This is a genomic window from Cyanobacterium aponinum PCC 10605 (genome assembly GCF_000317675.1).
Lineage (GTDB): Bacteria > Cyanobacteriota > Cyanobacteriia > Cyanobacteriales > Cyanobacteriaceae > PCC-10605.
Window position 1 is genome coordinate 1,931,254 of sequence record NC_019776.1, and the last position, 11,853, is coordinate 1,943,106.

At 32.8% G+C, this 11,853-nt stretch carries 11 protein-coding genes; 6 read left to right on the forward strand and 5 right to left on the reverse strand.

Annotated features, from left to right (window positions below; all coding sequences use genetic code 11):
• Positions 1-64 precede the first annotated feature (64 nt).
• The 3 genes from CYAN10605_RS08020 to purE form a co-directional block, all read right to left on the reverse strand.
• Positions 65-952, reverse strand: coding sequence for an ATP adenylyltransferase family protein (locus CYAN10605_RS08020; protein ID WP_015219437.1), 888 nt, complete (start codon positions 950-952; stop codon positions 65-67).
• A gap of 67 nt (positions 953-1,019) precedes the next feature.
• Positions 1,020-1,721, reverse strand: coding sequence for a DUF1997 domain-containing protein (locus CYAN10605_RS08025; RefSeq protein ID WP_015219438.1), 702 nt, complete (start codon positions 1,719-1,721; stop codon positions 1,020-1,022).
• A 209-nt stretch (positions 1,722-1,930) separates the two neighbouring features.
• On the reverse strand, positions 1,931-2,479 hold the full coding sequence (gene purE, locus CYAN10605_RS08030; protein ID WP_015219439.1) for a 5-(carboxyamino)imidazole ribonucleotide mutase: 549 nt from the start codon (positions 2,477-2,479) through the stop codon (positions 1,931-1,933).
• Positions 2,480-2,562: 83 nt separating this feature from the next.
• On the opposite strand from purE, the gene CYAN10605_RS08035 reads away from it, so the two are divergent.
• The 3 genes from CYAN10605_RS08035 to CYAN10605_RS08045 all read left to right on the forward strand — a co-directional run bounded on the left by CYAN10605_RS08035 (position 2,563) and on the right by CYAN10605_RS08045 (position 5,451).
• Positions 2,563-3,144, forward strand: coding sequence for a hypothetical protein (locus tag CYAN10605_RS08035; RefSeq protein ID WP_015219440.1), 582 nt, complete (start codon positions 2,563-2,565; stop codon positions 3,142-3,144).
• 82 nt (positions 3,145-3,226) lie between these two features.
• Positions 3,227-4,081, forward strand: coding sequence for an NAD(P)-dependent oxidoreductase (locus tag CYAN10605_RS08040; RefSeq protein WP_041922741.1), 855 nt, complete (start codon positions 3,227-3,229; stop codon positions 4,079-4,081).
• A 215-nt stretch (positions 4,082-4,296) separates the two neighbouring features.
• Positions 4,297-5,451 (forward strand): glycosyltransferase, encoded by a 1,155-nt coding sequence (locus CYAN10605_RS08045; RefSeq protein WP_015219442.1) that lies wholly within the window; start codon positions 4,297-4,299, stop codon positions 5,449-5,451.
• Between the two features lie 217 nt (positions 5,452-5,668).
• Here the strand turns inward: CYAN10605_RS08045 and CYAN10605_RS08050 are convergent, their stop codons facing one another.
• Together CYAN10605_RS08050 and CYAN10605_RS08055 are read right to left on the reverse strand one after the other, a co-directional pair.
• Entirely contained in the window at positions 5,669-7,339 is a 1,671-nt protein-coding gene (locus CYAN10605_RS08050; protein WP_015219443.1) for a bifunctional ADP-dependent NAD(P)H-hydrate dehydratase/NAD(P)H-hydrate epimerase, read from the reverse strand.
• A gap of 265 nt (positions 7,340-7,604) precedes the next feature.
• Positions 7,605-9,089, reverse strand: a complete 1,485-nt coding sequence (locus tag CYAN10605_RS08055; RefSeq protein ID WP_015219444.1) for a CPBP family intramembrane glutamic endopeptidase — start codon at positions 9,087-9,089, stop codon at positions 7,605-7,607.
• 448 nt (positions 9,090-9,537) lie between these two features.
• Between CYAN10605_RS08055 and CYAN10605_RS18830 the strand changes: the two genes are divergently transcribed.
• The 3 genes from CYAN10605_RS18830 to CYAN10605_RS08065 all read left to right on the forward strand — a co-directional run bounded on the left by CYAN10605_RS18830 (position 9,538) and on the right by CYAN10605_RS08065 (position 11,835).
• Positions 9,538-9,678 carry a hypothetical protein gene (locus CYAN10605_RS18830; RefSeq protein ID WP_190275016.1) on the forward strand — a complete coding sequence of 47 codons (141 nt, stop codon included), beginning with the start codon at positions 9,538-9,540 and terminating at the stop codon, positions 9,676-9,678.
• A 470-nt stretch (positions 9,679-10,148) separates the two neighbouring features.
• The gene (locus CYAN10605_RS08060) at positions 10,149-10,619 is read left to right on the forward strand and encodes a hypothetical protein (RefSeq protein WP_015219445.1); all 471 of its coding nucleotides are present in this window, start codon (positions 10,149-10,151) and stop codon (positions 10,617-10,619) included.
• A gap of 169 nt (positions 10,620-10,788) precedes the next feature.
• Positions 10,789-11,835 carry a glycosyltransferase family 4 protein gene (locus CYAN10605_RS08065; RefSeq protein ID WP_015219446.1) on the forward strand — a complete coding sequence of 349 codons (1,047 nt, stop codon included), beginning with the start codon at positions 10,789-10,791 and terminating at the stop codon, positions 11,833-11,835.
• Positions 11,836-11,853: the final 18 nt, after the last annotated feature.

Here is an 11,853-nt window from a genome sequence, read left to right on the forward strand (position 1 = left end):
CTCTAAGTAATAAAGCCTAAATTCTTCCTTTAGGTTTGATAAAAGAAAATTCGGAATTCCGGTTTTAAAATCCGACTTTTGCCAATATATTTAAAGGTTTATCTTGTTTAATTTTCTCTAATTGTTCTTGATTTCTTACTAATAAAGCTCCAGCAAAACCTAATGAATTAACAGAAATTGATTCGTATTTTTCTTGGCTTCTAGGAACTACTTTTATCCAGTCCTGAGTAATTAGTAAATTATAATCTTTTGACGGTTGATTATCTTTTATTTCTATTCCTAAATCCCTGAGAATTTGTCGATAATATTCTGTTGTTAGTTCGGCAATGTATTCTACACTTTTCGTTAAAACTTCAGATGAAAAATACATAATTCTGTGTTCATAGGGAAAAGTATCTAAGGTAACTTTTTTATTAAATTCTTTTTTTTCTAAGAGTACTTTATTAATAGGTATATTGCTTATATTATTAGTAAAAATTTCAGGAATTAATTGTAAATGTTTATGAGGTTGAGAAGCACCAGATAATTTACCACAATTATAAAAACCTAATCCCTTAATTTGTTTTAAAAGAGTCCAAAGAGCATAAAAATCATGAAAGTTGAGAATGTCATTTTGAGACTCAAAATCACGGGTAATAATTAAGCAGTGATTATCAACAACATTATATTTGTTCAAAATTGCTAAATGAGTATCACTAATATTCCCTATAAATAAATTTTCTTCGTAGGGTAAAAAAGGATTAAAATTAGGGTCTTTTTTTTGTACTTTATTTTGCTCTTTTTTCGCTTTGTCCTTACGATTTAGATTATCAACAACTCTAATAATAAAAGGAATATTATTATCTTCAAAAATTTGGTAATGATTAGGAATAGAATGTAAAGCATCTAATTGAATTGCTTTTTCTGTTGCTAAGGTTATTTTTTGCCACCAATTATCCTTGATTGATTTCATTTTTATAGTAAGTAGTTAAGAGTTAATAATTAGTCGGTATCAGATTGTAGGTAAAATTTTTAATCTTTTATTTTAAATTATTTATTATTTCTACTTTATCTGGTGTTTGTAATGGTTGACAAGTTCTTGCGTTAGCAGGGGGAATTGGCAAATTAAAGCGACTATGAAAGTCTTTTTGTACTTTATAACTTAATCTTGGTGATACTTGTTTAACTATCTGTCTCAAGAGGCGATCGCCTGTATCATAAATTACTGACATTGGTAGTTTGTAAATAAAAGGGGGAAAAGAGACAGTAACAAATAAATCTAAACACCAATTAATGCAGGTAATAATTTCAGGAGGGCTGATTTTATGACGATGATAGGCTTTTTCTATCCCTTTTGCCGCCGATGTGATGGGGATGGGATTAATCGTCATCTCTGAACGATAATTAACTTGATAACCAGAATGATTAAATTCGGGATTAGAGATAGAATACATAGTGTAGTGATTTTCTATGGGAGGCTCTAAAATAACACTCATTTGCGGTTCAACATTATAGCCAAATGCACCATAGTGTCCGATAATTAGAGTATAACCATTTTCACCATAGGGAATTGCTTTCATCGGTTCAGCACAACGCACAAACCACCCTCGATGATCATTAAGATAGTTACAAACTGTTTCTGAGTCACTATACATTTCCATGATTCCTGTAAAGTGAGTTTGAAAGGTTATAGGTTGATTTTCTTTAATTTCTTTATCTTGATTTTCTCTATCTTCTGGCATGGTGTTAATTTATCTTTCCCTCATCATTGATTATGGGTAATGGGAGATTGGGTGGTGTTAAGATTTTGGGGAGAATGAAAAATAAAAAACCTTGTGGAATAAAGCATTGAGAGCGATAATTAACTCTCTTTGTACCGATAAAAACTAAAACTGTTAAACTTAGAAAAAAAGATATAAAATCAGTTTATCTATTATTTTTATCAATATATTTAAGGCTTAACTCCGAACTCTGGTTTCATCGATTCTAAATATTTTTCATAACCGATTTTATCTAATTGAGTTTGTTTATCTTCTACCATTTGTCGCAAATTATTACTATATTTAAGCACTTTCTCTAGTAAATCGGGTTGTTGGGAGGCTAAAATCCTAATTGCCAATAAACCTGCATTTTCCGCATTTCCGATGGCAACAGTAGCCACAGGAATTCCCCTAGGCATTTGCACAATGGAATATAAAGAGTCAACACCTTGTAACTGTCTCGTGGTTACTGGCACTCCTACCACTGGTAAAGGCGTAAGAGAGGCAACCATTCCGGGAAGATGGGCGGCCCCCCCTGCCCCTGCAATAATTACTTTTATTCCTCTTTTATGGGCGTTTTGAGCATACTTTACCATTTTTTCTGGGGTACGATGGGCAGAAACGATCGCAACTTCATATTTAATGTTAAACTGTTCACAAACTGCGATCGCACCTTTCATGGTAGGTAAATCAGAATCACTACCCATAATAATGCCAATTTCGGGATTAATTTCAGACATTTGTATTTGTTGAATAAAAGGGGTTTTAACTACAGTAATTTTAAATCATTTTGAACTAAAGCATAGCCTTGAAATTATTAAAAATGAGTAACAAAACAAAAATCTTATCTATTGGTATTCTTAGTTTTTTGCTATCGATTTTAACTGTATTGATTGTTCAAGCCCAGTCACAATTAACCATTGAGTCGAAAGTGAGTATTAATAGTATTGACTCGATAAAAGTAGGAATGAATCTGCCCGAAGCGGCAATGGCAACAAAGACAAAATTATATCTTGCCTATGCAGGAAGTGATAGTTGTTACTACTTACAAACAGAAGGAGAATTAAAAGATGTATCATTCATGGTAACAAAAGATGAACAAAAAAGTAAACAAAAATATATTACCAGTGATACCATTGCCAGAATTGATATAAATAACCCCAAAGTCACTACTATCTCTGGAGCAAAAATTGGAGATAGTGAAACAAAAATTAAATCAATTTATGGAGATAAAATCAAAGTATCTGCCCATCCATACAATCCCAAAGGACATTATCTCACTTTTATACCCCAAGATGAAGAAGATAAAAACTACCGACTAATTTTTGAAACTGACGGAAAAGTTGTAACCAGTTACAGAGTTGGTAAATTACCAGAAGTGGAATATATTGAAAGATGTAGTTAAAAAACCTCTTTTCTAACCAATAAATTTTATCCCGAACTGAGATGATATAATGTTCGCTGAGATTTCAAGTAAAGGAGAGAGTATGACAAAGGTAGCCGTATTAGGCATGGGGTTGATGGGGTATCCGATGATTTTAAGGTTAGCACAAGCTCAAATTCCCGTCATAGCCTATAATCGCACTCAAGCTAAATTAGAGTCTCTTAAAGAAAAGAATATTCCCGTTACTAGCAATATTCATGAAGCGATCGCATTTGGAGATGTTATTATTTTAATGTTGAGTGATATTGGTGCTATCCAAGAAGTTATTTTCGATTCTGGAGTTGACTTAGAGGGAAAAACTATTATTCAAATGGGCACCATTGCCCCCGGAGAAAGTAAAGGGTTATATGTAACAATTCAAGAAAAAGGGGGAGACTATCTCGAAGCCCCTGTTTTAGGTAGTATCCCTGAAGTTAAAAGCGGAAAACTTTTATTAATGGTAGGTGGTGATAAAAGCCTATTTAGGGCAGTGGAAGAACTTTTAACTCATTTTTCCCCCAAACCTCTTTACATCGGTGAAATAGGCAGTGCGGCGGCTCTTAAACTGGCACTAAATCAGATGATAGCAGGGTTAACCAGTACTTTTGCTCTAAGTTTAAGTTATATTCAAAAACAAGGTGTTGAGGTAGAAACCTTTATGGAAATTCTCCGTAACAGTGCTTTATATGCCCCCACGTTTGATAAAAAACTACAAAGAATGTGTGATCATAATTTTAGTAATCCTAACTTTCCTACCAAGCACTTACTTAAAGACATTAATTTATTTTTAGCCTCAGCACAAACTATTAATCTAAATACAACAACTTTAGAAGGAATAAAAGAAATAACTACCCTAGCAGTGGAAAATGGAGAAGCAGACAGCGACTATTCTGCAATTATTCAAGCTATTGATAATTAAAAGGTTTCAGGTTGCAGGTTGCAGGTGGTAGGGGTTGAATATATTCAACCCTTACGGTGTTTGAGGGATAAGGGGATGAGGGGAGAGGGAGACGTAGGGGCGAATGGCCATTCGCCCGTACAGGGTTTCAGGTTTCAGGTTTTAGAAGAAAGTAATGAGTAACGAGTAATTATCAACTATTAACTATTAACTATTAACTATTAACTATTCACTTTATGATAATTTTTGCTACCTTATCCCTAATTATTTGGATTTACTTAATAACAGCGAGGGGAAATTTTTGGTTATGTAATCAATTTTTAGAGTCACAAATATTAAAAGAAAAACTAAATATAACAATAATCATACCTGCAAGAAACGAAGCAGAAAATATCTCTATTTGTTTAGAATCTCTTTTAAATCAAGATTATCAAGGAGATTTTAAAATTATTTTAGTCAATGATCAAAGTGAAGATAATACTGCACAAATAGCAGAAAATTTAGCCAGAAAAAAAAATCAAACTCATCGACTAATTATTCTTAATGGTAAACCATTACCCCAAGGATGGAGTGGTAAATTATGGGCAATGTCTCAGGGAGTTGAATGGGCTAGACAAAATTTGTCAACGGATTATTTTTTATTTACTGATGCAGATATAAAACACTCGGTAGATAACTTAAGTCAGCTATTAGCAAAAGCGGAAAAAGATAACCTTGATTTAGTTTCTTTGATGGTTAAATTACATTGTCAAAGTTTTTGGGAAAAGCTATTAATTCCTGCCTTTATTTTTTTCTTTCAAAAACTCTATCCTTTTCCTCTAATTAATAACCCTCGTAGTAAAGTATCTGGGGCGGCGGGGGGTTGCATCCTGATTAGAGAGAAAGCCCTAACTCGTATTGGTGGCATTGAAGCACTAAAACAAGCATTAATTGATGATTGTACTCTAGCTAGTTTAGTGAAAAAAAGTTTACCCCCTAATCATGGTATTTGGTTGGGTTTAAGTAACAATACTGTTAGTTTAAGAAAATACCCCACCTTAAACCCTATATGGAATATGGTAGCACGGACGGCTTTTACTCAATTAAATTACTCGACTTTGTTGTTAATAGGTACTATTTTGGGAATGTTTATCACTTATTTAATCAGTCCGATCGCATTTTTGTATAGTTTATATACTCTCAATATACCCTTACTGATTATCTCTCTAATAACTTTATTATTGATGGCATTGAGCTACTATCCCACCGTAAAACTCTATCAGTTACCAATATTTTATTCCTTTTGCTTAAGTGCGATCGCATTTTTATATACTTTAATGACTATTGATTCTGCTTTTAGACATTGGCAAGGAAAAGGAGGGCAGTGGAAAGGTAGGGTTTATGGTAATTAAAATTATCAATATAACTTGAGCTTGATAGAGAAAGGCAATAGGGAATAGGGAATAGTGTTGGGGTGAATAGTTGATAATTAAGAATTAAAAATTAAAAATTAAAAATTAAGAATTAAAAACTCTGAACACTCACTACTTTCTTCTAAAACCTGAAACCTGACACCTGAAACCTGACACCTAACCTTATCGGATATTCTTAAACCGAACTGAGGTTATCTTAATCCCCCAACGTCTTAACAACCGCCTTATTAATATACTCACTCAAAGTAACACCATCAACCCCCATTTCCGTATGATTTTGAGCGGCTAAAATTCCTCCTTGCTGATGTAACCAACCACAAGTAGCAACTACCTTGGAAACAGGAAAAATGTTGAAATTGGTTTGGGCGATAACTGCCCCTAAAAAACCACTTAATACATCTCCACTTCCTCCCCGCGCTAAGGCTGGTGTGCCTAAATTGACAATCCAATTATTAATTCCCTTTTCGCTGACTAAAGTTTTTGCCCCTTTGAGTAAAATAGTTGTATTAGTCATTTTAGAAGCCATTTTTAAGACTTCTAATGAATTTTCTGATAAATTGAGTTGGGGAAATAGTCTTTTAAATTCCCCTATATGAGGAGTAAGAATGGTTGGAGATTTTCTTTGTTTAATTGTCTGCCAATATCTCCCTTCCGCCAAAATGTTTAAACCATCTGCATCGATAATTAAAGGCACTTCACTATTTAAAATTGGTGCTAATGTTTGCTCTTGATATGCACTAACTTCTCTACCTATTCCCATACCAAATGCGATCGCATCATATTTGTTTAAATCCAGATTACGAAGAGAAATAATAGTTCCTTCTTCTTTTACTGGAAGTCCAATTACTAAAGCCCAAGGAAAATGCGATATAAGGGTTTTTTTAAGCCCATGAGGCACAGCAAAAGTAATCATTCCGCTCCCCCCACATTTTGCACCATAACCAGCTAATAAAGCCGCTCCTGCGTACTGATTTGAACCGCAAATTAAAAGTAAATTTCCCTGTTTATATTTATGGGTATTGACGTGACGGGGTAAGGGTAAACAATTTTTGACATCTTCTTTAGTAATGATACGGGGATTTGTCTCAGATACATATTGACAATGGAAACTATAATTAACATTTTCTGTCTGATTCTTTTCTCTTTTTCTCTCCTCACTATTTGGGGGGTATAAAGGGGGGTTTTTCTCTTCCCTTTCATCATCATCATTTCTGATTCCCTCACCCATAAGCAAAGATTCAGGAATACCTATCTCAATCAAATGCAAACTCCCCGTATATTCCACCGCCGAAGAAAGAAATAAACCAACTTTCCACAAACCCAAACAGAGAGTATATACTGCTTTTACTGCTATGCCTAAAACGTTACCTGTATCAGTGTGAATGCCAGAAGGGATGTCGATACTAACCACTGGTATGGATTGTTGATTTAACCAGATAATATCTTCCCTTAATTTGCCCTCAATATTACGAGTTAAGCCAAAACCAAATAGACAATCCACAATAAAATCACAAGTGGATAAATCCTCAATAAATTCGACAGAAGCAATACCCAAAAATTCAGCGTATTGTAAATGTTGTTTAGTCAAATCCTTTGATTTTTCTCTCAAGGGAATATATAGAGATACCTGAAACCCTTGTAAAAATAATTCCCTTGCAATAACTAAACCATCACCACCATTATGACCACAACCAATAATAAAACCAACTTTTTGATAAAGATTTAGGGGATAGAGTTGGGTAATTTTTTGACTAGCAAACACCGCCGCCTTTTCCATTAAACTAGCCACAGGCATCCCCTCAGAGAATATTCTTTCCTCTATCTCCTGCATTTGTTTCGCTGTTACGGTAATAGATGTTTTTATCATCAACAATTAAATATTAGAAATAAATTAGGAATTAGTAGTTAAGACAAGGCAATTAGTGAATAGTGAATAGTTGATAATTAAAAATTAATAATTAAGAATGAAAAATCACGAATACTTATTACTTATTTATTATTTGTTTCCCCCTCTCCCCTCATCCCCTCATCCCCCTATCCCCAACACCTGCAACCTGAAACCTGACACCTTATCTCCCTCTCCCCTCATCACCTCATCACCTCATCTCCCTAACACCTAAAACCTGCAACCTCTAACTTAACTTACTACCCAATAGAAATAGACTAAACAATGTGCCACTATTCCACAGACTATGTACCATAATAGAAGCTAAAAGACAACCAGAGCGAGTATAAACGATTCCTAAAATAATCCCCAATACTGCTAATGGTAAGGCTTCCGCTAAACTCAAATGTGCGATCGCAAATATAATACCTGAAACAACGATTGCACTACCCACTGACATATAACGAGTTAGAGAAGGAAGTAAAAACCCCCTAAATATTATCTCTTCAAAAATAGGGGCGGCAATAGAGGCAGTAATGAAAAATATAATTAAAGCAAATTTATCCTGAGACTCTAAGGCTAACATTAACAAAGGATTACTTCCACCTTTCCCTTGCCATATCTGTTGATTAAGTAAAGAAACAAAGAATACGAGAGGGATTGCTGTTAAATATCCTCCTAAGCCCCACCAAAACCAATTTTTATTCGTTAATTTAAACCAATCTGTCGGTAGAGGGAAAAAAGATTTAATGGATAAATATAAAACTGATAACCCTCCTCCGGCCATTAATAAGTAAGTAACTAAAACATATAATGCTTTACCTTTTATGTCTAAATCAGTCGGATTAAAACCACTTACGCCAATGAGAATCGGTAATAAAATCTGAGAAAGAAAGAAAAATCCAACGATTAAAACTTGCCCTATTATTTCCCAATCCCAAGGAGAATCCCACGTTTTTCCCGCATTAGTTGCTAAAATTGATTCTTCTTTTTTCAAGGCTAATTGTACAATTAAGAAAATAATTAAACCAAAACCAATCAAGCCTCCGACAACAGGAATAACACTTAGTAATAATAATCTTTTGATGGCTTTTTCTGCCAATTCTTGGGTTTTATTATTAATTTCTTCTAATTTGTTAAGATTATTTTCAATAGCATACAGCTTAGATAAAGTTATATTTTCAAACCATCCATTTAATTTTTTTTCGATGATTTCTTGTTTGTTTACACTAATATCACTATTGTTTATCCAAATTGAATTTAATATTTCTGCTGTGCTTTTATCGTTAATTTCTTGCCAATAAGCGATTGCTTTATCATTATTTTCTTGATAAGCATAAATAATTCCTAGCTTAATTTTTAAGTCTTCAATAAACGCCTGATTTTCCTGTATTTCTTGCTTTAATTGCTTTCTAGGAGTTTCTGAAGCAATTGCTTTATCTTCTTGATTGGAAATCTTTTCACTTCCTTTAACCGACTCTGCTTCAGTTAAGATGTTATTATACTGCTCCTGTGCGATTAAGTAGGGATTATTGCCGAGAAGGTTTTGGGTAAAACTTTTTTGATTGTCTGAAGATGGTTGCCACTCCGAGGCGTTAAGAATCAGATTAGTTTGATATAACTCCAAGCGTGACTGAATTTGAGTCTCTGTTAAACTTTGAGTCAAGGCAAAAAAAACGCTGTATAGAGAAATAGCTGTTAATATGATAAGGAGCGATCGCTTCACATTCATCGATTTTAGAGGGAAAAAAGAATAGTTATTTATAAATTCAGATATAGATACAAAAAATCATAGGGACTCGAAGACAAAATCAAGCCCCTAGATGTTAATAGTTGATTGTTGATGGTTAATGGTTGATAGTTGGTAAATATTATAGTCAAGTTGGATCTTTTTGACAAGAACTTATATTTTTACCATATCAAGAAAAACAATCTCAATTAATTAAAAAAGCTATTGATGATGTTTTAAATAATTTGTTAATTCTTCACCATAATTCATCAGGGATATATAAAAGAGCAATTTATTGGTAGTTTACCCCCAGCACCCGAATTGGCAACCCTTAACTAACAGTGGCAAACTCTTTATTATGCGTTACATCAGCGTTTTGATGTGGCTAGACGCAGACTTTTTGAAGTAGAAGAACAAGGAATTAATTGCCCAAATAAACAATGCAGAAATAGTGTTTTTAGTCGAACCCAAATCAGCCGAATTTCATGAGATATTATGGGATGAAAAAGGATGGGATATATTATTTTTTGCTGGTCATAGTCATACAGAAAATCATCAAGGAATTATCTTTATTAATCCCAAGAAAGTTTAAATATTAAAGAATTAAAAACCAGATTCATCAATTTACGATAAATTAGCTGTTATAAATGCTGAAAAAGGTGAACATAAAAAAGCATGGGATTGCTATAGTAAAGCCATAGAATCTAATCCTAAAAATCTAATCTTTTCTTAACAATTCATTATGTAGAAAATAAGATAAAAAATAATTATTTTTATAATTAAAATATATGCACACCTTTTAAATTTTTTGTGATAGTTTGCATAAAATACAAAGTACTCCCTGATATATAACCCTCTTTTGTCATTTTCCGAGATAAAATAATAAGAACACCAATAGCTCTGAAGTAATTAATTCTTTAAACCTGACACCTTTTTTCTTTTTTTAGGGATAATTTATTATATCCAAGGTAAGAGAGGCATTTTTTGCACTTACTATTGTTTTCATTTACTAATTTATTTATACTGCTCAAGATATAGATTTAACCTAATAGGTAATAAATTATGTTAGAAGTGAATATCCCTACCATAAATAAACAAAAAATTCAAGATGAAATTATTGTAAAGATTGCATCTTTTTCGCAAAAAAATAAAACAAATAATCGCTATAATAATTATTGGGATTCTATAAATAAACAAATTGACTATGTACAAGAATTAATTGAAGTTGGTAAACAGAGAGCAAAAGTTAGGGAGAATTTGCCTCAGAATTTTGATAAATTTCCCTTAATTTTAGTAAAACCATTTATGAGCAAAAGTCTTAAGATTTTGCGATTTTTATTTAAGGATCAAAGAGAAGTTAATAATAATGTTTTACAGGCTTTAGAAGAATCCGTAAAAATCAATAAAGTTTTGTTGGCAGAAATTCAAACTATGAATTCTAATTTTGAAGAAGATTTGCAGGTTTTAAGTTCCATTAATAGCAATTTAAAGAATAAAAATAAATCTTTAGAAAAAACTATTAATCAACTATAAGAAAAACAGTTAATAATAAAATAGTTGTCAAATAAACCAATAATTGATAATGTTTTTTATCTAGTAAAAAGATAAAATTTCTGGTAAGATTTAGTGGTTTTATTAATTTATAAATTTTAAATTCTTATTTTTACTGTACTTAGATTCAGCACTGAGTGTGACATAAATCATGAAAATAATTGTTCTTTCAGTGTCAGCACCTTTTATTATGGGAGGAGCTGAAATTCATGCAGATTCCCTGCTCAAAGCATTAAGAAAATTTGGTTATGAGGCGGAATTGGTGACTATACCTTTTAAAAGTTACCCCAATCAACGCATCTTAGATACTATGTTAATGTTTCGTCTTTTAGATATTACTGAATCTTGCGGACAAAAAATTGATTTAGTTATTCCTCTCAAGTTTCCTGCTTATTTAACTCCCCATCCCAATAAAGTATTATGGTTACTCCATCAACATCGAGATGCTTATGATTTATGGGGTAAACCTGTATGTGGATTGGCTCAAAATCCTGATGGTCAACAAATAAGGGATACTATTATTAATGCTGATAATCGTGCCTTTGCCGAATGTAAGAAAATTTATGCTAATTCTCAGAATGTAGCTAATAGACTCAAATACTATAATAATGTTGATTCTATTCCGTTGTATCACCCCCCCCAAAATGCGGAAAAATTTTATAGTAAATCTGCTCAACGTTATTTCTTTTTTCCTAGTCGTCTTACCAAAATTAAAAGACAGGAATTGATTTTAGAGGCAATGGCAAAAACTCATTATCCTGTTAAAGTTGTGTTTGCAGGGGCGGCGGATGATGGAAAATATGACCGAGATTTACAAATCTTAGCGGAAAAATTAGGTATTGAGGATAGGGCTATTTTTGTGGGCAGAATCTCAGAGGAAGAAAAATTAACCTACTATAGCGAATGTTTAGGAGTAATTTATCCTCCTTTTGATGAAGATTATGGCTATATTACCCTTGAGGGAATGTTATCTTCTAAACCGATTATTAGTTGTCTTGATTCTGGTGGCCCTTTGGAATTTTTAGTTAATCAAGAAACGGGTATTATTGTTGATTCTACCCCAGATGCGATCGCATCTGCAATGGATCAATTATGGGATAATCCTAAACAATCAATGATAATGGGAAAAAATGCTCGAAGCCATTATGAATCAATGAATATAAGTTGGATGAATGTGATTGAAAAGTTAACCAGTTAGTCAAAAAATAGTGAAGAA

Coding starts and splice junctions, on each gene's coding strand:
- CYAN10605_RS08040 (WP_041922741.1), top strand. CDS start 3,227: ATGACAAAGGTAGCCGTATTAGGCATGGGGTTGATGGGGTATCCGATG.
- CYAN10605_RS08035 (WP_015219440.1), top strand. CDS start 2,563: ATGAGTAACAAAACAAAAATCTTATCTATTGGTATTCTTAGTTTTTTG.
- CYAN10605_RS08045 (WP_015219442.1), top strand. CDS start 4,297: ATGATAATTTTTGCTACCTTATCCCTAATTATTTGGATTTACTTAATA.
- CYAN10605_RS08065 (WP_015219446.1), top strand. CDS start 10,789: ATGAAAATAATTGTTCTTTCAGTGTCAGCACCTTTTATTATGGGAGGA.
- CYAN10605_RS08060 (WP_015219445.1), top strand. CDS start 10,149: ATGTTAGAAGTGAATATCCCTACCATAAATAAACAAAAAATTCAAGAT.
- CYAN10605_RS08050 (WP_015219443.1), bottom strand. CDS start 7,339: ATGATAAAAACATCTATTACCGTAACAGCGAAACAAATGCAGGAGATA.
- CYAN10605_RS08055 (WP_015219444.1), bottom strand. CDS start 9,089: ATGAATGTGAAGCGATCGCTCCTTATCATATTAACAGCTATTTCTCTA.
- purE (WP_015219439.1), bottom strand. CDS start 2,479: ATGTCTGAAATTAATCCCGAAATTGGCATTATTATGGGTAGTGATTCT.
- CYAN10605_RS08020 (WP_015219437.1), bottom strand. CDS start 952: ATGAAATCAATCAAGGATAATTGGTGGCAAAAAATAACCTTAGCAACA.
- CYAN10605_RS08025 (WP_015219438.1), bottom strand. CDS start 1,721: ATGCCAGAAGATAGAGAAAATCAAGATAAAGAAATTAAAGAAAATCAA.